The organism is Sphingobacterium sp. UBA2480, assembly GCF_002341965.1.
Taxonomy (GTDB): Bacteria; Bacteroidota; Bacteroidia; order Sphingobacteriales; family Sphingobacteriaceae; genus Sphingobacterium; species Sphingobacterium multivorum.
Genome location: NZ_DDPA01000010.1, coordinates 20371 through 45647, shown reverse-complemented (window position 1 = coordinate 45647; position 25277 = coordinate 20371). Strand labels below are relative to the sequence as shown.

Annotated in this window: 16 protein-coding genes; 7 read left to right on the top strand and 9 right to left on the bottom strand. The window is 39.7% G+C overall.

Going from position 1 to position 25277, the window contains the following annotated elements:
• Positions 1 to 7 precede the first annotated feature (7 nt).
• The 6 genes from B3600_RS24150 to B3600_RS24125 all read left to right on the top strand — a co-directional run bounded on the left by B3600_RS24150 (position 8) and on the right by B3600_RS24125 (position 8083).
• Positions 8 to 1438: a RagB/SusD family nutrient uptake outer membrane protein gene (locus B3600_RS24150; protein WP_286754727.1), complete on the top strand. Its 1431-nt coding sequence runs from the start codon at positions 8 to 10 to the stop codon at positions 1436 to 1438.
• Positions 1439 to 1448: 10 nt separating this feature from the next.
• On the top strand, positions 1449 to 2216 hold the full coding sequence (locus B3600_RS24145; RefSeq protein ID WP_286754726.1) for a DUF4843 domain-containing protein: 768 nt from the start codon (positions 1449 to 1451) through the stop codon (positions 2214 to 2216).
• A 23-nt stretch (positions 2217 to 2239) separates the two neighbouring features.
• Complete coding sequence (locus B3600_RS24140) at positions 2240 to 3763, top strand: PKD-like family lipoprotein (protein WP_286754725.1); 1524 nt, start codon at positions 2240 to 2242, stop codon at positions 3761 to 3763.
• A gap of 174 nt (positions 3764 to 3937) precedes the next feature.
• Complete coding sequence (locus B3600_RS24135; protein ID WP_286754724.1) at positions 3938 to 5455, top strand: retropepsin-like aspartic protease; 1518 nt, start codon at positions 3938 to 3940, stop codon at positions 5453 to 5455.
• Positions 5456 to 5500: 45 nt separating this feature from the next.
• Positions 5501 to 6727 carry a thioredoxin family protein gene (locus tag B3600_RS24130; RefSeq protein ID WP_286754723.1) on the top strand — a complete coding sequence of 409 codons (1227 nt, stop codon included), beginning with the start codon at positions 5501 to 5503 and terminating at the stop codon, positions 6725 to 6727.
• Positions 6728 to 6739: 12 nt separating this feature from the next.
• A complete protein-coding gene (locus B3600_RS24125) occupies positions 6740 to 8083 on the top strand; it encodes a TlpA family protein disulfide reductase (RefSeq protein WP_286754722.1) in 1344 nt (447 codons plus the stop codon).
• Positions 8084 to 8200: 117 nt separating this feature from the next.
• Here the strand turns inward: B3600_RS24125 and B3600_RS24120 are convergent, their stop codons facing one another.
• The 9 genes from B3600_RS24120 to B3600_RS24080 all read right to left on the bottom strand — a co-directional run bounded on the left by B3600_RS24120 (position 8201) and on the right by B3600_RS24080 (position 23173).
• Positions 8201 to 10678 (bottom strand): phosphocholine-specific phospholipase C, encoded by a 2478-nt coding sequence (locus tag B3600_RS24120; RefSeq protein ID WP_286754721.1) that lies wholly within the window; start codon positions 10676 to 10678, stop codon positions 8201 to 8203.
• 140 nt (positions 10679 to 10818) lie between these two features.
• The gene (locus tag B3600_RS24115; RefSeq protein WP_286754720.1) at positions 10819 to 12342 is read right to left on the bottom strand and encodes a SusD/RagB family nutrient-binding outer membrane lipoprotein; all 1524 of its coding nucleotides are present in this window, start codon (positions 12340 to 12342) and stop codon (positions 10819 to 10821) included.
• A gap of 23 nt (positions 12343 to 12365) precedes the next feature.
• Complete coding sequence (locus B3600_RS24110; RefSeq protein ID WP_286754719.1) at positions 12366 to 15704, bottom strand: SusC/RagA family TonB-linked outer membrane protein; 3339 nt, start codon at positions 15702 to 15704, stop codon at positions 12366 to 12368.
• 3 nt (positions 15705 to 15707) lie between these two features.
• Positions 15708 to 16664 carry a FecR family protein gene (locus B3600_RS24105; protein WP_286754718.1) on the bottom strand — a complete coding sequence of 319 codons (957 nt, stop codon included), beginning with the start codon at positions 16662 to 16664 and terminating at the stop codon, positions 15708 to 15710.
• A gap of 56 nt (positions 16665 to 16720) precedes the next feature.
• Complete coding sequence (locus B3600_RS24100; protein WP_112374012.1) at positions 16721 to 17275, bottom strand: RNA polymerase sigma factor; 555 nt, start codon at positions 17273 to 17275, stop codon at positions 16721 to 16723.
• A 299-nt stretch (positions 17276 to 17574) separates the two neighbouring features.
• Complete coding sequence (locus B3600_RS24095; RefSeq protein WP_286754717.1) at positions 17575 to 19158, bottom strand: DUF3843 family protein; 1584 nt, start codon at positions 19156 to 19158, stop codon at positions 17575 to 17577.
• A 267-nt stretch (positions 19159 to 19425) separates the two neighbouring features.
• Positions 19426 to 20226 (bottom strand): tyrosine-protein phosphatase, encoded by an 801-nt coding sequence (locus tag B3600_RS24090; RefSeq protein ID WP_286754716.1) that lies wholly within the window; start codon positions 20224 to 20226, stop codon positions 19426 to 19428.
• Between the two features lie 175 nt (positions 20227 to 20401).
• Positions 20402 to 22378: a hypothetical protein gene (locus B3600_RS24085; protein WP_286754715.1), complete on the bottom strand. Its 1977-nt coding sequence runs from the start codon at positions 22376 to 22378 to the stop codon at positions 20402 to 20404.
• Positions 22379 to 22468: 90 nt separating this feature from the next.
• Positions 22469 to 23173, bottom strand: a complete 705-nt coding sequence (locus tag B3600_RS24080; protein WP_286754714.1) for a hypothetical protein — start codon at positions 23171 to 23173, stop codon at positions 22469 to 22471.
• A gap of 490 nt (positions 23174 to 23663) precedes the next feature.
• Between B3600_RS24080 and B3600_RS24075 the strand changes: the two genes are divergently transcribed.
• Positions 23664 to 25268 (top strand): DNA/RNA non-specific endonuclease, encoded by a 1605-nt coding sequence (locus B3600_RS24075; RefSeq protein WP_286754713.1) that lies wholly within the window; start codon positions 23664 to 23666, stop codon positions 25266 to 25268.
• Positions 25269 to 25277 lie beyond the last annotated feature (9 nt).

Here is a 25277-nt window from a genome sequence, read left to right as displayed (position 1 = left end):
TTGACTTATGAAACGCACTATTAAAATACTCCTAATTCTGCTGACAACTGTCTCTTTTTTCTCCTGTAAAAAATTCCTGGATGTTCAACCGGAAGACAAGGTCTCAGAATCTCAGTTATACAGCACCAAAAATGGCATTCGATCCGTGCTCAATGGAATCTATTTGGATCTCGCAGCAAACCAGTTATATGGAGATAATCTCACACTTTCTACCATCGAAATCCTTGGTCAGCGCTATAATATCAGTACTGAACATAACCAATATAAGACGTCAACTTACGCCTACAAAGATAAACCAACTGTCGACCGTATGGAAGATATCTGGTCGGCCGCTTATTCGACGATCCTAAATATTAATGTCTTCTTGGAAAATCTCGATAAATACAAAGGTGTTGTTGATCAATCCACAGAAAACGTTTACAGAGGCGAAGCAATCGCCATGCGCGCATTCCTGCATTTCGATCTATTACGGCTATATGGCCCTCGCTACTCAACTGTAGATTCTACAAAACAGAGTTTGCCCTATTATAGAAACACGAAAACCGAAGTAAATCCTTTATTACCAGCCAATGATTTTATAGATAATGTAATGGCTGATTTAAATCTTGCTGAAACTTTACTGCAAAACGATCCCATCATCACGACTGGTGTAAATATTGCCCAACCAGAAGACTTAGTTGACTTTCTAAGCAATAACAGAAACTACCGCCTTAATTATTATGCCATAAAAGGTCTCAAAGCACGGGTATACCTCTATCGTGGCGACAAAGCCAATGCTTTAACCACGGCCAAAGAGGTGATCGCTATAAGCGGCAAGTTTCCTTGGACAACTTCTGCCAATGCTTTGGTTGAAAAGCAAAATCCCGATCGCGTATTTTCATCAGAAATGCTATTTGGCGTGATGAATTCCCAGCTATACAATCGCTATCTGAATTGGTTCGATCCATCTCTTAGTGACAGGCAAATATTAGCACCTACACCAAGTCGGCTAGCTACCGTATACGAAAACAATGAAAATGATTACAGGTATAATCTGAACTGGCAGATGCCATCCAATGGCTCCAAACCTTATAAAACGTTTCTTAAATATGCCGATGTCGTAGACAAAACCAGAACTTTTCGTTTCAGCATTCCTTTGCTCAAAATAAGCGAAATCTATTACATCGCTGCCGAATGCGAGCCCAATGTTGCCGACGGAATAACCTTGCTGAATATTGTGCGTGCCAACAGAGGCTTACTGCCCTTGACAACGACGGTAAACATCTCGACCGAACTTCAAAAAGAGTATCAGAAGGACCTTTTCGGAGAAGGCCAGCTTTTTTATTATTACAAACGAAGGAACGTAACCTCTGTAGCCAATGGCTCTTCGACAAGTGGTAACGTAACGATAAATTATAACGTTCCTTTGCCAGATTCTGAATCAATTTATAGACAATAAAATGCTACACATGAAAAATATATGCTACTTATTATTAGCTCTCGCAGCTATTACTTGTCTCAGTTCATGTGAGAAAGAACTTCACAAGTATGAAGGAAAGCCAACCATTTATTTTAATGAAACGGCCCGGCCCCTCGCCTATTCCTCTGAGGTCCTTAAAGATTCTACCCTGATCTCTTTCAGTCTGACCAAAGAGGCAATAGTCGACTCCCTTGTGCATATGGTCATTGCCACCATAGGAAACGTAGCAGATAACGACCGACCGTATAAAATTGTCCCAAATGCATCATCTACTGCAATTGAGGGCAAACACTACGAAATCATCAACAAGGATTTTTCGATCAAAAAGAATCAACTTCGGGATACCATATGGCTCAGATTTATGCGAACTTCTGACATGAAAGACCAAAATTTCCTGCTCAGCTTTGACCTTCTTGAAAATGAAAGCTTCTCGGTCGACATGCAGTATAAGGTGACGAACCAAACTACAGGCCAAAGACTGAATTTCATCAATTATAGATGGTTTATCAATGATATAATAAAAAAGCCAACCCGTTGGCTGGACTTCTATCTCGGAACCTTTTCGCGTAAAAAGCTCAACTTAATGGTGGAAGTCCTGAATGTCGACCCCCAGTATATGGATACCAATATCTCAATTGCTGAAACATTAGCCTATGGCAAATTTATGCAGCGGTATCTGAATGAACAAAAGGCGGCTGGCAACCTTATCTTGGACGAAGACGGCCAACCAATGAGTATGGGGAGTGCTGCTCAATAGCCTACAAACTTAAAACGAAAAAAATGACATTAAATATCTCATATTCGATCATTAGCCTCTTGATGACATGTATGTTCTTGGGGGGCTGTAAAAAAGATCTTGGAAATTATAATTATGTTCAAATAAATGAATTGGATACGATTGCAGAACTACCCAACGAAGTCACTGCTCTTGTCGGTAAAGACCTCCAGTTGACGCCTAAAATCCAATTCACAGAAGACAGCAAATTTATTGAAGATAATTATCAGTACCAGTGGACTTATATCGGTTCCAACGGCCTCGGAGGCCAGACGATATTCTCATTAAGTGAAGAAAAAGATCTGAATATTAAAATAAATCTTACTGCGGGAAGCTATCAAGCCTATTTTTCAGTGACAGAAAAACAGACAGGAATAAAATATACACGTCCATTCAAACTCAAAGTCGTCAACGAAATCAACGAAGGTTGGATTATGATGAACGAAGCCAATGGAAAGGCCAGAGTTGATATGCTCGTATTAAATTCCAACAATATTTTTGACTTGTACAATGATGTTTTAGCCTATACCGGATCTGAGCTGAAATTAACCGGCAAACCTGTTATGACCTATACCTATTCGACAGGATTATTACTCGGACCAGACAAGATCAGTTATGGGCTGTATTTTGGTACAACCACCGGAACAACAAAAGTAGATCCCAACACCTTTAAATGGACAAATACCATGGGGCTATCTTATGAAATGATTGGTACAATTCCGGCAGGATTTTATGCCGACGTCATCCAACAAAGAAATGGTTCATCTTCCTATTTAATAGGTGGTGGAAACGCTTACTTTTATGATCGGGCATTGAATATATTCTACTCATCCCCGATCAATTACATCGCAGCTGAAGAAAAAAGTTTTGAGGTAGCTCCTTTTATAGGAGGAAGACATACGGATGTTTCCAATCCGGTTACATTATATGATAAAACCAATCGAAGATTTGTGCGCCATGTATCTACCGCTTCAACTTGTACCACACTTATCGACCCGGACAAGGATCTCAAGTTATTCAGTTTTAAAACAGGACTTGATATGGTATACATGCGTTGGATGGCATACAACGGTGGTGAGATCTTCGCTATCCTAAAAGAGCCTAATGGGTCAAAAAAACACCTCGCAAGGTTCAACGCTGTCAGCACGGCACAGACTTACTATAATGAAATCACCGGCACAGACATCGATAAAGCAGAATTCTTTGCATTCAATCCTGAATTTGGCTACCTGTTTTATAATGCTGGAGGTAAAATTTATGAATACGATATGACTTATAAAACTTCCAAATTGATGGTCGATCTAGGAGATAAAAAAGTAAGCTATCTGAATTTTTATGAATTCAAGAATTCCACAAAATATACCAGTGGAAATAAACTCATGGTAGGATTTTATGACCCTAACAAGGCAGACGGTACCGAAGGGAGCTTAAATATTTATACTGTCCCAGGGCTGAACGCAAATATTGTGCTGGATAAATCCTATACAGGTTTTGGCCGACTCAAAAATTTAACTTATCGCGAACGCTAATATTCTAACTATACGTTACTTTATACTATTCTCATCCTTAATTAATTCGAGGGAATAGTATGAATTTTAACAAGGTTCAGCCCGAAGTGGATTACGAGCTTGGTCGATAAATAAATAGTCATTGTATTATACTAAACAGATTAAATCTTCCCCTAAGCCAATGAGCATCGGGGAATGAAAGCGATTATAAACGATTTTATGCAATATCTTCAAATTAAAAGGTCATTTTTGCTCGGGTTATATGTATTGGCAGGATCCTATTGTCATGCCCAAGCCAAAAACATATTCGGCGAAAAACTGTTCCAAACTTTCCAACAGAAAGACACCACATTAATTGTTGCTGAACTGGCTCCAAATTTCTCCATAGCAGGACACACCGATGCTGGCGCCAAGTTTCGGTTAAACCAGATTATCAAAAATTACCCCGTTTCAAAAATTGAGGTTATAACAGAAAAAAAGACAGTAAAGGGAACACTCTTACAATTAAACGTTACAGCTGAGACAGATAAAAAGCGAAATACTGAGGCCTTACTCGATAAATCCGGCAAGTTAGTACGGCTTTCCTTATTTGACCAACTTTATGGCATGCAACGTAAGGAAAAAGCACAATTACGGGCAACTATTCCTTTCGAAAACAAAAATGGATCCATCTATCTCCAGGTCAAAATCAATGGCTACGAAAAACCATTACGCTTACTGTTTGATACAGGTGCGGACGGCATGGCTGTAAATCAACAATTAGCCGATGCTATTGGCCTAAAGGTCACAAGAGAGAATAATGCTTCTGTGGTTGGTGGCAATACCAAAATTCAAGTGTCAGACAATAACAGCATTCTATTAGATACCTTAAAATTAAACGGACAGGGTATTGCAATATTCCCAGAAATGGGTAAAGAAGGGGATGGTATCATTGGTAATACATTAATTCGTCAATTTATTACCCACATCGATTACGACAAAAACTTAATTTCGCTGTATGATTTTGGAGATTTTCAATATAAAGACAAAGGAACTACCGTTCCGATTACAATGCCCGCTGGAGTAATGATTCTTCCCGGCCAACTTGAAATCATACAAGGCAAAACGTATACCGGACATTTTGTATTCGATACCGGAGCATCCTATGACCTCATCTGTTTCCGTCCCTTTGTACGCCAAAATAAGTTACTTGTCAGTGGATTTAAGCCCGAAGCTCAGGCAGCAACCGTAAGCATGGGCGTCTCTTCACCGACCTTCTCCGGAAACAGTTATCAATTTGCGATTTCACCACTACCCGCCATAAAAGGTTTACCCATTACATTAATGGGAGGTAGTTCCGCAAACGAGCAATGGAAGCCAGGGTTTGACGGATCCATAGGCGTCCGCCTCCTCAGCAGATACAATATCACAATCAATCTAGCAGATAATGAGGTCCATTTTTCGCCGAATAAGCTACATACCGCCCCGCAAGACTTTCTGGTAAAAAACAATCAATTTGGATGGGACAATGTTGGTCGACTGAAAGCTTTAGGAATAATAGGTGCCCTTGAAAACCCCGATGGCTTAAAAGCAGGAACCATAATTCAAAGGATCGACAATTACACCGAAGATCAACTTAAGAAAAAACCGATGCTGATTGAAGAAATAAGACTAAAAACAAAGGAACAGCCCATTGTCATTACTGTTGCGGACAATAAAACAATTACAATTTAACAACTGAGAGGCCCTAAATATACAATCGCCCAAAACACAGATTAGATGAAAAAAAATATCTTTTATATGGTCACAACCTGTTGTGGTCTGCTCTTGTCATGCCTGTTGCATGCGCAGGAAAAAATAGTTCAAGGAACTTATGCCGAATGTCAAGCGCTGGCAAAAAAAGAGAACAAACTTATCCTTATTGACCTTTACTTTGTCGGATGCATGCCCTGTGCGGAAATGGATAAACAAGTATTCCCAGACCCTGCTGTGGTCAGTGAACTCAAAGCCAATTATATTCTCTACAAAACCGACGTGATGAAGGAGGTGGATGGCAAAAGGCTGGCCCGAAAATACGGTGCCCCCGGTTTCCCAACTTATGTTATTGTAAATCCAGATGGAAAAACGCTATTGACCGAATCAGGGTTCTTTGGGGTAGACCGATTTGTCCCCTTGTTGAAAGAAGCCGTTCAACGCAACAAATCCGAATTATTTCTAGCCTTTAATAACAGTCTGGAAAATGAGTATCCAGCGGCCTATAGTGAGCGATTTATCAAGACCGGTGAGAAGCACGATTTTGCAGAATTAGAAGGCTATCTGGATCAACAAAAAGACCTTTTCGGCGAAACAGCATTTTTAGCCAATAGCGTTTCCTCATTCCCGAAATACAACGATTGGGTTTACACACACCTACCTCAACTCATCAAGATGTATGGTAGTAATCTACTTCGGAATAAAATTTCAGCAATGGCATCAAAGAAAAGCAAACAATATGGTTCTAAGCAACAGCTGGACAGCTTAGAAAGCATGCTCACGTATATTCGTCCAACTTTTAATGACAAATTATGGGATACCTTCTTACCCGCGTTTATCTCCAATTATTACACAAGCTCCAAAGATGCCAGTACCTATTTGAAATTGATCACGCAATTCAATCTTTATACGACTTGGGATCTTAGAAGCAACGCATTGGGACAAGTCATCATAGACCAAGCAAAGGAGCCTAAAATACTAAATAAAATATTATCCGAATACCAGCAACAGCAAAGTATGCAGCAACTAGATGCCATCGATAACTACCGCTTGACCTTACTTTATTACTATCTAAAAGACTTTAAAAACGCGACAAAATCTGTGCAAACACTTTTAAACGCTGATCTGTCTGACTCCAGTCATTCCACACTAAAAAAAGAAATACTTGCCTTGAAAGCTGCCATAGACAAAAAGAATCCAGACTTATTTCAAGCGAGAGATATCAAGAAAATTATTCCATTTAATATCAGTTAAACCCACACAATCATGATCAGAAAAACCATTTTATTATTGACCACATTTATTTCAACTTTTGCAGCACTGGCGCAACAACCAAGCAATGTCACCGGTACCACAGATCCTATTAAAGTAAAACGCGTAGGCCTATTCAAAGTACTTAATGGACGGCTAAAAGAAATCGCAACAGCTATTCCGGATGCTGCTGGCCGATTTGGATTCCGTTTCACACCCGAGTACGAGGGTCTATATTCGATCGGTAGCGGAACCGCACAAAATCAACAAGGATTATTTCGCTTCTATTTCAAAGGAAATGAGGACCTAAACCTAAAATTGACCTCAAGCGATTATGAACTTACGGGCAAAAACAGCCCCGAAAACGAAGCGCTTTATACATGGGATAAACAATCAAAAAGTTTCCGCGATAAGGGAACAACGCCAGGTGGAATGAGTACTTACGTCGATTTCTTTCCTGAAGTAGAACAGTTTAAAGAAAAACTCACTGGAATAAAAAAATCCATTAACACTGGAAACGCTAACTTCGACAAGTTTTTTCCCGAAATCGTAGATTACGATTTTGCCTATTATTCGATCTCTTATTTATACATGCCTCGTACAGCGCACCCAAGCAAAGAAGAAATGAGCGATTATTATACACAATTCAATGCCGATCGCTTTCTCACAACTGAGCTACTTAAATTTCCTTATGGCGATCGCTTTATGAGTAATATGCTGTACAGGAAGTTAGACTTGGCAACGAAACCGACATTTGATCAACAGGTTGCCGCGATAGGTCCAGATGTGCTTAAAGGACAATATGTGCTACAACGTCTGGAAGGAGCACGCTCTTACAGCGACTTTCAGGAAATGAATAATACCTATAGAAAATACTTTACTTTACCTGAGCAGATTGAACGTGCAAAGATTGTTGAAGCTAAGCTTGTTGAAACAAAAACTGGTGTACCTGCATTTCAGTTTAGCTATCCGAATATCAGCGGTCAAAAAATTAGCCTTGCGGACTTAAAAGGTAAAGTTGTTTTAATCGATATGTGGGCAACCTGGTGTGGTCCATGCCGTGCAGAAGAACCTCACTGGGAAAAATTGAACGAAGAATTCATAGGAAAACAGGTCGCTTTTGTAGGCGTATCCGTAGACCAAGACAAACCAAAATGGGAAGCCTACGTCAAGGAAAAAAACTTAAAAGGTATCCAACTACATGCCGGATCAGGAAATACTTTATCCGACGCTTACAAAGTCAATACCATTCCACGTTATATCCTCATCGACAAATCTGGAAACTTAATCTCTGCAGATAGTCCAAGGCCAAGCGACCCTAAATTGAAAGCTTTGCTTGAAGAATGGAGTAAAAAATAAAAACCGAATTACAACCTACCTATGCAAAAAGATCCCAGTTGAAATAAAACTGGGATCTTCCATTATAAAGACAGCACATCTATCATCTAACGTTATTAAATAATTAACGAATTACGTTCATCCCAATTGTGGATCAGTTTTCGAATGATTGCCCGTTTCCACACGTCCTGCAAACTGGCGTACAAATTTGGTATTCTCAGCATGTACTGTTATATCATACCACCCATGGATTTTATGAGATTCCACAATCCACTTGGTAGATTTCCCGGCAGCAAGTACAATGGATTTCTTCCATGTACTATAAGCATTATCCTCCGCATGTAGACGGAATGATTTTTTACCATGATTTTGAATCTCCAAAACAAGATTACCCGTTAAGTGCCCTTTCCTCCCGATTTCATAAGTTGCACGAACAGTCAATGGTTCCTCATGTCCTTTAAATCCCCGCATAAACCCATTTGGGCCATATACGGTTAGATCGTAATGCCCATCTTTAAAGTCAGCCAGATTCCAGTCAAAGCTCAGATTCTGACCAGCAACAACTGCAAAAGGCCAAAATTTAACCCCTTCTTTATAACTTGGTCCACTATAGACATTAAAAGGGCTACTGAGCGATTTATCACCAAACACCTTATTGCCCGCTTCTAATGTTAAATGAATTCGGTTGTCTTCTTTAGCAAATGACTCTTTAGCATAGAGCTCATAGGCTAACGCGCTAGAATTTTTTTGACCTTTCTCCTGTCTCGCCAGTAAAGTGGAATGCCCCTTAGACCGTAATGCTGCGGCATCCTCTTTCGACCAAACGTGAAAATTATTGGGTAGTGGTTTCGATTTCGCCTGATCAATCGCATAGATCTGCTGATTCCGATCAAGGAAAGGCAAATCAACAGCATTCGATCCCTCAGCTTTCCGAAATATCGATGTCAAGTCACCTGTAATAGCTCGACGCCAAGAGCTTATATTTTCCTCTTTTACCTGCTTACCCAACTTTTTCTCGAAAAAATGCTCCATAAATTGAATCGTCGACGTGATATCGCAGATCTCCGAATTGACCCAACCGCCTTTTGACCAAGGCGAAGCCACAATCAAAGGGACGCGGTAACCAAGCCCCACTGGGCCTTCCGTTGCATTATCTTTTTCTTCACCATCGGCAAGCTCCTGTGCTAAACTCACATATTCACCACTATAATCTAATTCCGGAGAAGTTTTTCCAGAACGGCTGTCTGCGGGGTTAGGTGCTACAAAAGGAGGAATATGATCAAAGTAACCATCATTCTCATCATAGTTCAGAATAAAAATGGTCTTCTTCCAGATTTCCGGATTTTCTGTCAAAATATTCAATAGCTCCGATACATACCAAGCGCCATACATAGGTGCACTCGGATGATCTGAAAAGCTTTGTGGTGCTACAAGCCACGACACTGCTGGCAGTTTCCCTGACTTCACATCATGTCTAAATTGGTGGAGTACATCGCCTTTAGGAACGGTAATTTTTTCACCCTCATGTGTCACAACGCTTGTCTCCCGATAGAAGGGGTCCCCCTCATTCGTTTGAAATGCACGTTCATGCAAAGCACGCTGCTCTTCGGGAAGCTGCTGAAAAGCATGCTCCGTAAGGCGTGCCAAATGTTTTTGGTAGCTATTCAGCTGTTCCTGCTTCTGCTTGAGTTTATTCTGTGTTTTCTGGACACTCTCGGAGCTATTATTAGCTAATGCTTTCTCAAGTTCTTGAATCTCCGCTGGTAATTCCGCGACACGTTTCCGCATAAAACCAAGATGGCTTTTCTTGAATTCAATATGATATTGCGCAAACCATTCTAAATTATTGTCTGTAAAATTACCCAGCAAATCCTCGCCGTCTAAGCCACTTTCTATGCTGACCTCATTTTGGTAGACTTTCCAGGAGATCCCCGCTTCTTCCAGGCGTTCAGGAAAAGTCTTCCAATGTGCCCAACGGTTAAAATAGATATCGGAATTCCGCACCAATGGCTTCGCCCCTTTATGTGGCACACAGGTTCCAGTCCAGAAGAAATGCCTATTGGTTGTTGTACCTGTGATAGACGAACAGAAGTGCTGATCGCAGATCGTAAAGGCATCAGCCAATGCATAATAAAAAGGTATATCTTCACGTGTATAATAACCCATTGTTAGCGGAATCTCTTTCAGAACCTTTCCTCCTGGCCGTTTTGCTTCGATCCAATTATCGTGTTTTCCCTCATTACGGGCTGCCATCTGGTTTTCCCAGGAATGTGGTAAATTTCCGGTCCACGCAGCATTGGAGTTTTTGATATCCAGTCGAAACGGCGAATAGGTCTTACCTGCAGCCGACGACTGCAACCATACGGGATTATTGCTAGGCAATTTAATCGCCCGTGGATCATTAAATCCCCTAACCCCGCGAAGGGTTCCAAAACTATGATCAAAAGAACGATTCTCTTGCATTAATAAGACAATATGTTCGGCATCTAAAAAGGTACTTCCTGTTATAGGTTCAATCGCTAATGCACGCTGTATCGCATCAGGCATGGCATTTTGTAAACCAAAAACACCCGCTAACAACGAAGCCTTCTTGATAAAATCTCTTCTGCTATCCATAAATAAATTTGTTGTCTCTCTACTAAATTCAATGGTCCTCAGCGAATATATTCATTCGCTGTCGTTTTTAATGTAACGTTTTTAACAAAAATCCCCGCAAACGATTGATTTCATTTGCGGGGATTGTTTTTTCGAACGGCTTATTTCAAAAGCCACATCAATTGGTTGATTTCATCTTTCCCACCATATTGACGTGCAAGCGCTTCATCCAGATTTTGTCCGTTATAGTTATACTCACTGGCTGGATAACGCCAACGAACAGGTATTTTAGTTGGATCATCGGCATTTAAACTGGATGCTGGGTTGATTTTCCATTTTGGATAACCTGTACGACGATAATCATAGTAAGGATTTATTCGTCCTTGCAAGAAGCTAGCTAAATACTTTTGCGTCATAATTGCCTCAATCTGTCCTTCTTTAGTTGTAGGGAATTGATCTCCATAGGAAGCAATAGCACTGGCGATATAGGTCCCATCCAATGGCATATTATGTGTGTACTGGCTCGTATTTGGGGTATTGTCCGCAATGAATTTCATCGCTGCTTCAATGCCTTTTTTATACCAATTGACTGAAGACTCTGTAACCCATCCTCTTGCAGCTGCTTCAGCAACCACAAAACATAGATGCGCATAGCTATATTGTTGTGTTGGTTCGCCACTTACAAGCTCGGTATAGCGGTCATTTAATTTAGAATAATCGTTTTTCTTTTTCAAGTCCGCAATATCGCCAAACGCCAAGGATGGATCAATACCAACATACGCACTAAAATCACTTACTTGTTTGCCATTGGCAATTTGCAAAGCTGATGGGTTTGCATAGAAAAATAGCCTTCTATCTTGATATTGCTTCAAACGGTCTATAATCTCCGTAGACACAACGGGATAAATAACGAAACTATTACTGATTTTATAAAAAGGATAGGTTTGGCCACTTTTATCCGAACGTACCAACTGAAAATTATCGGCATTCGCAGTGAATATAGGCTTGTTCGTTAAAATCGATTGAAACCGTCCTTTTAAATTCAAGTCTGCATCAGCTTCCTTCTTGCTCAGTTGAATCAGTACATTTAACGCAAAACTGTTGACGAGCTTTCTCCATTTTGTTATGTCTCCGCCGTACAAGGGATCGCCCGCAAATTTTGCTCCGCTTGCAAAGAGCTGGTCTGCTTTCTCTAGCTCGTTAAGTATGCCCAAAAAGACCTCTTTTTGAGTATCATATTTTGGAAAATATGTTTTGTCTGATTCCCCTTTTAAAGCTTCTTTGTAAGGCACATCGCCTACACTCATTGTCGCCTCATAAAATTTCACAGCTCTGGCAAAATACATTAACCCATTGTAGGAATTTGCCAACACATCTGTTGCAGCATACTGTCCCATGAAGTGAGCATCATTGATTGCGTTCATTGATATACCCCCTTCACCGAATCCATTATATTGATACCCCTCAACCAATTCCGTCCATGCAATCTCCTTCGTTAACAAATAGGGCTGCATAAATGATTTTTGTGTCGGCTGATTTGCCAAATTCAGAATAATACGCGTCGCTAGCATGGAAGAATTCACTTGCACAGGAGTTTCAGGATTCGTGTTTATCTCATCAAATTTTGAACAACTCGCCAATGAGATTAAACTCCCCATGGCGATATATATACACAATTTTTTCATTTTCATCTTAATTTTACTGGTTTTTAGAAAGTTACATTTAAATTAAAACCTATGTAACGCATCGATGGTGAGTTCAAATCTTCTGAACCTACATCGGGATCGGAAAAACGATATTCCTTTGTCCAAAGAAGCAAATTCTGTCCAGTAACACCGACACTGGCACGTTTCGCTTTGAATTTAGAGGCTAATTTCTCAGGGACGCGGTAATTGAGCGATAGCTCCCGCAGTTTGATAAATGTCTCATCCCAATAATTTCGTCTACCTGAATACGCCGATTTCCAATAGGTTTCATAAGAGACCACTTTGTCATTTGGCGCAAACACACGCGTGTCTTCAGCAATCTGACCATATTTGTCATAGGTAACTCCCCCAGAAACGATCTTAACACCAGGAGCAACAAAAGTTTTGTTTCCATTAACAACCTCTTCATAGCGATAAGGATTATCCGAATCCGGGTGAGCCCCTGTCTGCCATAAACGGGCGTTCATACCTGAATAAGACATTCCTTTTATTCGCCCGTCAACACTCAAAGAAAGCGAGAAGTCTTTATAACGAAATTGATTTGTCAAACCACCGAACCATTTCGGTGCAGTATAACCGTACAACTGAGCAGCATATTTTGCAGATATCGGCATACCGGAGGCATTGTTAACGATTTGCCCATCAGGAGAGAGCTCCCAATCCTTTACGGTAATATAGTCTGTTCTAGCTCCTTTTTTAACATATAATGCGTCGGCAGAATATACAGGATCAAGCTTGTGATAGAATTCCAGATTTTGAGACATATTTAAAATAATATCCCATTGAAAGTTTTCTTTTTTGATTGCAGCAGTACCCAAAGTGATTTCATGACCTTTCGTCATTTTCTCTTCTTGTGTATTGATTAACCGCGACGTAAAGCCTGATGAGCCCGAAATGGTCGCATAAGTTGTTACATTATGTAACAGACGATAATAACGGGTATAATTACCATAGAATCGATTTTTCCATAGCCCAAAATCAAAACCAAACTCCGTCAAATCACGCTGCGTAGGTGATATGGAGTAGTCCTTGATTGAATTCGGATAAGAAGCCGTTGGCAATCCATCCCAAACATTGTTGCTAATTGAAAAGGCCTGATTTATTTCATATGGAACTGGAACCGTCTTAGTTACTGCCCAAGACCCACGGACCTTGAACATATCCAACCAAGTAGGTTTATTCGCTATTAAATCACTTACGACAACACTACTTGAAACAGAAGGATAAAAATAAGAACGTTGTTCTTTGGATAAAGCCGAAGACCAATCGTTACGACCGGTCGCTTCTACAAAAACAGCATTACGCCAGGAGATAGAAAGTCGTCCATAGGTACTGTTGACCATTTCTTTTGTTTTACTTTCAATAGTCGACACTGGGTCAATTGAGTTTCGAAGCGAGTAAAATCCTGGTATCGACAAGCCATTTACTGTCGTTGCTGTAACCGCATTGTCACGTTTATAAAAAAGAGCGCCGCCCAATAATCCGTCGAAGCCAAAATCACCAACTTTCTTTTTCGCTGTAAAGATTACGTCATTGGTTGTACTAAAACCATCCTGATTTTGCATCCAATACTTTCCTTTACTGTCAAAGCCTGAATATCCGCCCCTCGTACCATAAATGCCCATGGGATTACGTTGCTCCCGTCTTTGTCCATAATAATCATACCCTGTACGTACCATAAGTTTCCCCCAATCAGAAACCTTATAATTCAAGGTCAAGGCAGCATTCATCTTATTGACCAGCTCAGGGGTAACCTTCTCATAAGCCGTTAAATAGGGATTATCATACCATGCCTTATACATCCAATTCTGCGATTGATCTTTAATCAACCAATAATCTTTATAATCCTGTAAATTATACTCAGGCCCGGTCCACACGAGAATATTGTAAATATATCCCTGATCATTATATCCTGCGCCAAAATTACTTGTTGCTGAACGACGATTATAGGCAAGGCGTGTTTCTATATCAACTTTTTCACTAATCTTAGTCTGCCCAGCGACAGACATGTTTGTCATATTCAGCTTTTGGTTTGGATACTGCCCTTTGTTATAGATATGATTTATCGATGTTCTAATACTTCCATGTTCACCCTGGTTGGTAAAACTAACGGAGTTATTGGATATAAATCCCGGCTCAAGAAAATTCTTAAAATTGTCCTTGCCACGGGAAAGCAATTCCATCTCTTCCAGTTGTTTTGTCAGTGGATTCCATTGCTTGGCTGAACGCCCAATATCCAGCTTATCCCCCCACACATAGTCATCATTATTAAACTTTCCCCCTTCACCTGACGAGTACCCATGTTGTACTTCGGGCAAAGCTAGATAACCCGAAAAAAACATGTTATTGCTATTGACTGAGATCTCCGTTCCTTTTTCCGCAAGTCCCTTTTTTGTCGTAATCATAATGGCCCCACCAGCCCCCATACTACCGTACAATGCCGTTGCGGTTGCTCCTTTCAGCACGTTCATATCTTCGATATTATCTACTGGCACATCACGTAGGGTAAGATTTTCATAGGCAACCCCATCGATCACCAAAATAGGTGTTAGTCCCCTTACTTGGATTTGAGGTGTACTGTTAAACTCCGTACTGTTCAAAACACGGACACCCGAAATACGTCCGGTCAATGTAGTTCCTACATCAACCCCCTTTACACGTGTCAGGTCATCACCTTTAATGCTTTGCGTTGCATATCCCAGTGCTTTTTGTTCTCTCTTTATACCCAGTGCCGTTACAACAACTTCACCAAGCTCTTCGGACGATTTGCCTAACTTAATGACATCAGCATTTGAAGCAGAAACTTCACTTGTCTGATAACCAATATAGGAAATCTGAAGGATCGCATCGTCAGCGGTATTTGGCAATTTGAAAACACCATTGCCATCCGTAGTAACAGCAACAGCAGTCCCTTTCACACGTACTGTGACACCAGCGATAGGCTGACCTGTTTCCTGATCGACAACCTTACCCCTAATCTCGTTGGAAACAGCGGAAATCGGCTTATCATTCTTACTTCTAACGTCATTATTGGTTCTCTTCGAGACCACATACAGCTTCTCATCAATTTTCTTGACCTCCAGATTTCCGTCCGAAATGGTCTGAATAAATTGAACAATCTGCTCCTTTTTCAATGTACTCAAATCAGCTAAGTCATTGACTTTTTGATTTGATATCGAAGCGTCATAGCCAAATTTGACATTAAATTTTTGTTCCATTCGTGTGAGGATTTTCCCAATTCCTTCACTGGTCGAAAATTGTGATGCCATGGTATGAAGTGCAAGCGACTGAAAGAGCAAAGCACTCCCCATAAGTTTTAAATAGTAATTGGTTCTTTTCATAAATTACTTTTTATGGATAATTATTTGATTAAATGCGGTATTAAGCATCGTAAGTGATTTTTCTAGATCACTTGCTGGTAGATAACCTGTATAACTTTCCGTCCGGAAAGAGTCTATCAATTCGAGGTTACTATCCGGATAAAGGTTATTGAGATCGGCGACGATCTGGGTAAGAGGAACTTGATTAAACGATAAAAGATCACTCTTCCAATTTGTTGCACTGGTCGTATCTGCTTTGGATACATCAAATTGCTTTTGTCGCTCATCATAGGCAACTTGCTGCCCAGGTTTCACAATGGAATATTCCTTCCCGCGAGATACACATACGCGGCCATGATTTAATACCAAACGACTGTGCCCCTGCGAACAGTTTAAGTTAAAGGCTGTGCCCAGCACACGAACATCAAAGTCGCCCGAACTGGCTATCACAAAAGGTTGCTCAGGATTTTTGGCGACTTCAAAAAAGGCTTCGCCTGAAAGTTTGATCCGACGTAAACTGTCTGTATCAAAATCTGACAACAATTCAATCTGTGCTCCCTGTCGCAGAGAAACATGTGTACCATCTGGCAGTACCAGCCTCTTCACAAATTTTGTCGGATTAGAATAATGGACAGTTGCGTAGGCTGCGTTCTTATGCTGCTCCCCAAACTTAAATTGAAATAAGAAAGCAAGAACGATCAACAGTAAACAGGCAGCGGTGGAAATGACAGACCAACGTCTTTTCCAAATAGGTACTACACGCGTCGTCAATGGCGTACCTGTAATCGTAAAGAAGATATCTTCAGAAGTTGTTTTGTTCAGTTCACAATCACGATCGTCTAGCGCAACAACCTCCTCCACATCTGGAAGTTCATCCCTGTCACAAGAAGTCAGTAAATCAAGAAATATGGCGTTTTCCTCGGGACTAAGTTCTCCCTTAAGGAATTTTCTATATAAAGCAGCTATTTTGGAATTCATCATCTATGCCCATCTTTAAATACATATACGTACCTCGATGACCAGAAGACGATGCGGCTCTAAAAAATATTTAAAAAAATCAATAGGGCTATTGAAATCTCAAAATGATCAATAATATATTGCCGAACAAACTTGTTGCCTTTAACCAATTGATCACGGACGGTATTAACGGAAATCCCAAGCCTATCTGCAATTTCCTGATTATCCAAAAACTCTTCTTTACTCAAAAGAAAAATCTCGAGTCGCGCTTTCGGGAGTTTTGAAATGGCCTCACGATAAACGCGCTCCAAATCTTTAAACCGAATAGCTTCCTCATTCGAATTGTCTACCAATTTGGTCTGATCGATGTCTGTAGCCTGAAATTGGAATCTGACCTTTTGTTTTCGCAATTCGTCGAAAACAAGATTTCGGGCAATCGTATAGAGGTAAGACTGCGGATTTTTATTCCCATCTAATTCTGCCCATTTTTTCCAAATTCGAGAGAATGTTTCCTGGACTAAATCTGCGGCAGCTGGTTCTTCTTTCAGATGTAAATAAGCATATTTATACACTTTGTCCTTATACAACAAAAAGAAAGTTTTAAAATCCAAGGCATTATTATTTTCAATAGGCATTCTTCATCACATATAATTGATCCTACAAGTTTAGTGAGAATTTTTTAAAATATGCCCATAAATGCGTGGGATATGCGACATGTAGACCCAGATTCACAAGTGATAACAATTTAATTATAATCAATTTATATTAAATTAACACCAATTTCATGGGATATTCGATCAACAAAATACTGTCTAAAGGACCACACCATCTTATACAGCAAAGGATAGCCTGACTTAGATGCATAAAAAAGTTCCATTGCAGGTAGGCAATGGAACTTTTATGTATTCCTGTATTTCTACAGTCGATACACGAGTTATTTTAATAATGGAAATGGTCCCAAGAAGTAAGTTCCTCGTTTATAGAAACGGAGAAAGAAATCAAGGACCTCGTCGTTCACCGGAAAGAAGAACTGTTTGTCCACTTCCGCCTTGAATAGATTAACATAGTACTTCGGCAACTCACTTGGGAAAAAATCTTCGACCAAAAGATTCAAAAAGTAGCGTGCATAAGGCACCTCAATTTCACCATCTTTCTCCGCGAAGTCGTTATTCTTTAATGGGAAAAATTCCGCTATACCGCCAAAAACTTCTAAACCCGTTTTCGGATTAAAGAACACGGTGACTTTAGCATCTTCCGTAAGGTCCAAATTTGATTCTGGAAGTGGAGACTCTTCTTTACTCGGGTATTTTTGCTGATATTTCTTAAAGAAATCCGTTGCAAATTCCTTCACTTCCTTTCCTTCCATAAACGCCACTGCAGCCTTATGCTCCGACTGGAACAATTTACCCATATCTTTCAGCTGCTTTTCCGTTTTCTTCAAGCTCTTATCCTTACCATTTAAGGCTTCAATGCGATAGGTCATCTCATATTGCTCAGGTAAATCAAAATTCACTTCATCGGCATTCACAACAGTCATAATTCCCGACAGGTTCCAGGCATCTTTCCAAGGCACAATTTCCATATAGAAAGATAGGGGTTCTGTTGGTTCAACAAATTGCTGTATAGAGTCCTTAAAGATTTTAAATGCAGTTTTTGTTCCGATATGTTTTACATGTACATAAAGCTCATCCGTTTTAACGAATTCGAAAAAGCTATTAATGCGATTACCTAATGTCTTGACAATATCATATAGCGCATGTTCTTTGCCAACCACCTCAGCTACAAACTCAGATGCCTTCAACGCAAACACATGTAGTCTATAATTATTGAAATGGTTGTCTCGAACCCGATAGATCATCTGTTGCAACTGATTTTGATCGTGCTGATATCGCCCTATTTCTGCAACTTGCATCAAATGATTAAGATTGGTGTTATATTCACCCGCTGTCAGGTAATTTGTAGCGACAAGCTTCTCAATAAAATTACGGACTTCAAAATAGTTCGCTCCTTCGTCCAAAACATATTCTAGTTTTAACTTTTCATTTTCAGGAGCAACTTCATAATGTTCTTCCAAGATCGAATAGGCCAAATCTGTAACCAATTGGATCAAACGACCACGGGGATCAATAAATAAATGTGGATTGCGTTCACTGAAAAACAACCAGGTCAATACAGCAATATCTTCACTATTAATATCCTCAGCATAATAATCCGTCAGGTCATTATCATTATAAAAAGGCAAAAGTTGATTGTATAGTTCTGTATGGATCGTTCTAAAAGCAGCAAAAATGCCTGTTTTCGCAATAACATCTTCTAAGTAACACGTTAGATAGATACTCAATGTCTTTAAAGCATCGGTATGGATGAGATCATTTGTCTCTTGCTCCTCAAACCATAGTGTCGATAAACTATCATTGATTTCATTTGCAACGCGTAAGTAATAACTATCTATTTCGTTTGTTTTTTGATAAGTATGGTGTGCTATCCAGTCTTGAATAAAAATTCTGTTTCCTCTCATATGAAAAATGCTAAAACCAAAAGTAGCCAAATTTTCGAAATATCCATACGGGCAAAACACAAACGCGGACGAAAATAATCTACATGAGTTATAGCAACCACAAACAGCCAAGAACACCTAAATCTCTTGTACAATTTTAGATATGTCCTTACTGTAAAGGAGACTGACTGGACTAAAAGCAGGCGGTATCTGCTAGGAGAATAAAATTGTCACAAAAAAAGAGATACCTCAAAGGGTATCTCTTTCTCTAATTAATATATTTTAATGCTAGCCTGTAGCAATTACATTCTTATTATTTCCCAAATGGTCCAGCAATGTCGGATTCAATATAGTGCATGTTTTGAGTAAATCACGCACAGGATATTTAGCCACCACATCCTCCAGCGCAGCTAAATGCCGCTCGTGGTGCACGTCTGTTCCTACAAAATCATACATCCCAGACTTAATCATTGTCAAAGCTGCAGACTTTACCTCAACACCATAATACCGACTGATCGACAACAAGTTCAGCTGCAACATACAACCCGCATCCTTGATCTGCTTATACATGTTAAAGTTGTAATGATAGTAATTATAACGTTCTGGGTGCGCCAAGATAGGTTGATAACCAAGGTTTTGAATATCCAATATCGTTTGAAATAGCGCTTTGGATTCTTGTAAATAGGACATCTCAATAAGCACATAACCACCGGGCATAACACAGAGTTCATTTGATCCGATGAGATTCACAATGCCGTCATCAATCATATGCTCGGCAGCGGCATGAATTTCGGGTATATTTGGAAGACCTTTTAGACCAGTTAATAGCTTGTCCTTAGCAGCTTCAATCGTACGAATCGAATTTGGATGCACGCCATCCATAATATGCGGTGTACAGATAAATTTCTCGAAGCCCATTCGTCCAAGTCCTTTCAACAATGTCAATGATTGTTCGATAGATTGACTCCCATCATCAATTCCAGGAAGGATATGGTTATGCATATCCACTTCCAAGAAAGCCAGTTTACCGACAACCTTTACTTTTGAATCCTGAGTTTTGTTTCCAAACAGTTTTGAAAATATCCCCATATTGTGATGTATAAATCGTTTAATTTGTCTATTTATGCAGTGAATTAAATGTCAAAAGTACCATAAACAAGTTAAACGACCTTAATATTATTTTAACATTATAAAAATATAACCATAATATTACAAAAGAAACCAAAACAATAGTGCAACAAAATTGTTTTTGAATCCTCTTTAGTTACTTTTTATTTAATTCCGCCATAATTTGATCCAGTAAGTAGCTGATCGCACCGTCGCTCGTCTGCGGCAGTCGTGTCGACATTTCAACCTCAGCACGGTTGCCCACTACACCCTTGGAAGTAACTGCAGTACTACCATATTGATTGAGCTGCGCCACCGTTGCTTCCCATTGTCTTCCCGGTGTTACGCCCATTTCCTTTAACATAGCCGGTAGCTTTTGCAGATCAATGGCTGCAGACATCTTATTTTGCTTCATTAGTTTTGCAAAATCTTTATTTACGGGAGCATTCATCTTATTCTGACGGATATCATTTAATGACAAGGAATCATTACTGACCATGACCAGATCTTCTTTCAAAAGAACATACATTGGAAAATCTTTGGCTTTCTGTTTTGAAAACGCATAAATACCATCATGCACCTGTCCAACTTGCTTTGAAACTGCCATTTCTAAACCTTTTTTTATCAGACGTTGATCTTTCGATGTGAACATCCAAATAAACACCGGAAGTGTTTCTTCCTTCGTCTTTTTCACTTCGGTTGCATTATAATCATCGTCATAGGTGTAATCGATATAATCTTTTTTGAACTTCCGAAGACCATTTACGACGACCAAGTGGTCTCCTGGCATCACCTCGGCAATGGCCTTTTCATCTAGCGCTATTTCGAGAGCCATCAATCCCCATTCCAAAACGTCCTGTTGAGGTCCCAATAGACCGCTATAATATTTTGCCATATAAGCAGGCATCTCCCTCAGATAAGCCTCCGAATTAATATTCACATTAAAAAACCCTAGTGTTTTATCCGTTAAATATTTACTGAACTTCGAATTAGGCTTTCGCGCATACATTCTTTTGGTCATCTCAGCAAGGTCCTTATCTAAACCTACAGATCCCTTTAATTTCAGCACATTGCCCTCTTGCACTAAATCCAATACCCCGTCTTGATAACCCGTCTTGAACTTATCCAGTTTGATTCCCATATAATAATAAGGAAGAGAGGTGGTATAAGGCATAAGACCACGGTACAGATCCTCTACATGAGGAACATACAATCGGATAAGCCCGAGATTCTTTAAAACCTTCTGCTGATCTGCAATTGACAAAGACTTATGACTCCCTGAAACCAAACGGGTAACCTCGTTCAATAACCATTTATCACGTAAGCCGTTACGAATCGAATCGTTTTTCCGATTTTGATCTTCATAGGCCGTATAAAGCGAATCGTAGTAACTTGGATCATGCATTTCTGCCGCGTCAGCCGCTGCATCCGCAGCCGCAGCAATATCAACAACTGGAGGTAATACTTCCGTCGCACCTAATACGACAGTATCTGGTTCCACAGCAACAGCAACCGGCGGCGCCAATCTTTCATCTGCATCCCAGACTACGGCAGCAGAGTCCATTGCGGCTACAGTCGTATCTGCCCAAGCATCTTCGTCATCAGCTGGACGCGCGACGTAGTCTACCTTTTTGATTCCATAACGACTAGCAATTGAATCATTGTCCAAAAAGGTGGTATTTGTCGTCGCCGAAACAAATCGAGCGATCCGATCGTTGTATACCAACATACTCCCCGCCTTGAGGCCTATGCTCGTATAGCCATTTGCAAATGCCTTGGGTTCACCCGCCTCATGAAGCAGTTTCTCAAATTGCCCCTTGTTATTCAGGGAAAATATAAATTCCGTAAAACTGATACTATCGGTTTTCCTGGTATAAAAATAGGCTGTCTGGGACAGGTCTACCCCCAAATTTTTAATATCATTGTTCGCTGAAATTCCCGATTTCTCAAAAAAACCAGTCTTTTGGAGTAACTCGTTCAGTTTATTGGCATTTGCTTTCTGCACAATGTCTTTCATATGGAAAGCTGCAATCATTTCTGCATCCTCGGGGATTTGTTTGATCAAGTCCTGCGCCTTTACAGTTGTCCCAAAAGACAAACAGGCTAATCCTAGCAGTATAAATTTTGATTTCATCGTATAAATAATTTTTCAGCTACACCGAACCTGCTCTATAGAAGCGCTTTCAGCAACTAAATGAAGTCCCGGTTTCACCAATGTTATAGGTTATTTTGTTAATGTGATTTTATTTGCCAAGCTCGATTTACCATAGACCAAATCCATAAATGGTAGTTTTAGCAAAACCCCTTTCTTATTTCCGGCAACCTTTGCAAGACTGTTTGTCTGAGATACAACCGGTTTTTCAAAACGTACAATCTGCGTATAGAATGCGTCCGCAAACTGAGTTGTATTATCGCTTCCCAGTTGATTAAATTTTGCTTTCCAGTCAGCAGAAGCCACAAATTTGCGTTCAAATACATGACTTTGTGCGTTATAATAATAGCGGTTTGAATTCGATATCTTCGTTTTAAACCGATTTGCCAATATATCCGAAAAGGCATTCAAGGATTCTATCTGGCTGAAATCACAGGAGATATTAACGATATAATTGGTAAAATCTGTGCTGTACTGTACATTAGAAATTCCTTTAGTTTGTTTTAGTAATTGAACAGCAGATCGAATCTCTTTCTCCATGTCCGCTTGAGAAGGTATACGGATGCCTTTAATACTTTTCATTTTCATTAAAGAAGATACCTTGGTTTTACTTTTACTCAAATTTAATGTGGCGGCAATATGTCCGGAACCGTCTGATTTTAAGTCGATCTGCTCAACAAAATCAAAGCAGCTCGATGCCGTCAATACCATGACAACAGCACAGATAATCACATAAAATCTATTCAATTTTCCTTTTACTTTAAATACTTCTTCCATTACAACCTCGTAACGATTAATAATTTGTCAAATCAATATATGTTTTGACATGAACAGCAAACATTGTGCTATTTTTTTCCTATTGACAAATTTATTAGAAACGAGAATATATTTTACTACCTGATTTCAGGGAAAAATGAAGAAAATCAACACCTTCGTATTAATTTTTTCCAAAAGGAATTAAAAGCGTTACCCTAGTACTACACATAATAGCACAACAGCAACCTAAAACAAATGATTTTTAAACAAGTATGGAACACATACTGTTAAATATTTTATCAATTACCTATATTATTGTCTTAACAACTGTTTGAGATCTTTAAATATACTACAAGTGAGATACTATAAAACCGAAATAGTGCCTAAAATATCTATCTAAAGATCAATCCAATACAAACCTTATAACCAGGATTACTAAAAAGATCGCTGTAACTTCTAGTGAACTTAACTATTTTTGCCATCACTTTATCAATATACACTAGCTATTCATATGACGAACACGACCAAAGCGATACCGGGTCAAAATATATTCCGGATAGCCTACATTATAATTGCACTGCTTACTTTTAACTCCTGTCAGAAAACGGAAACTAGAATTGACCGAGCAGCGGTGCAATTTACCCCTACTATTGTCGGTCAAATCAACACACAAACGACAGAGAGTTCCTGGAATAAAAGTGATCAAATCGGTGTATATATGTACAAAGCCGACCAACCTTTGGCAGCAATTTCGCTTATCGACCAGGTCAAAAATTACCCCTTCACTTTTAACGGTTCGGTTTTTCAAAGTAACAGCCCGGTTTTCCTACCGAATGAGAACGTGGACTTTATCGCCTATTATCCTTACAAATCACTGGCAGACTTTCAATATCCCATCAATATAAGTGACCAGTCCAACCCGGCAGCCTTAGACCTGATGTATGCAAACAATGCCAAAAACATCGGTAAAAACAATAATACAGTACCACTTATTTTTGTACGACAACTGAGCAAAGTCAACATTAAGCTATCCATAACCAATACAGCCGCATTGGAAGCCAATCAGATTATCGTAAAAATGCCAGCTATAAGCATCCAAGGAGGATTCGATTTGACAACAGGAAAATTGACTGTTAATTCAACCGAAAAAAAGGATGTGCAAAAAAAGGTATCACTAAATACCAATAAAACCGCCCGTATAGAATTTATGCTACTTCCTGGCGAAGATATCACAGGAAAGGCCATTAAGTTTATTGCCACTAATGGCGATACCTATACCTGGACAATACCCCAAAATCGGGATTTAAAAAATCTAACAGCCGGAAGCCAATATAGCTTTGATATCAACATTGACAATGGAAAACTAAGTGGCGGGATTGGTGAATCACAAGCTTATCTGGAAATACCCAAAATGAGCAATCTCAGCAGTGATGAGGTATTTATACAACATTTTATGCCCGACTCAAGCGATAGCAGAAATTATGCGATGCTATATGACAAAAAGCTAAAAATGGCATATTGGGTTGCATACCCCTTATACAACAGTGTGCTAGGGTCGGGCAATCGTACGGATGCCTGGGGTTACGATCCTGCCGTATCAACAGCATTTCAACCCAATCTATTTAAGGGATTTCAGCCAACAGGGTACGACAGAGGGCACCAATTGCCAAGTGCAGACAGAAATCTCAATATTGCTCAAAATAAAACAACATTTTATTTTACCAACATGACAGCACAGGTTTCAAGACTTAACCAAGGTATTTGGGCAAACCTCGAAACGAAAGTCAGAACCTGGACTGCACAGTGTGACACGATGTATGTCGTAACTGGCGCAATACCTAAGACCAGCACTGAAAACAGTCTCGATTTTGCGCAGGACAACGATGGAAAAGATATTGCCAAACCAAAATACTATTTCAAAGCCTTGGCAATGAAAAAAGGAAACGAATATTATACCATTGGTTATAAGATTGACAATGTCATTCCACCTTCAGGAAGCACGTTCGAAAATTATAGGTTAACCGTAAGCGAACTGGAAAAAATAACTGGATTCACTTTTTTCCCCGATCTAAATGATACACAGAAAGGAAATATAAATACCTCCATTTGGAAATAATTAAACTCC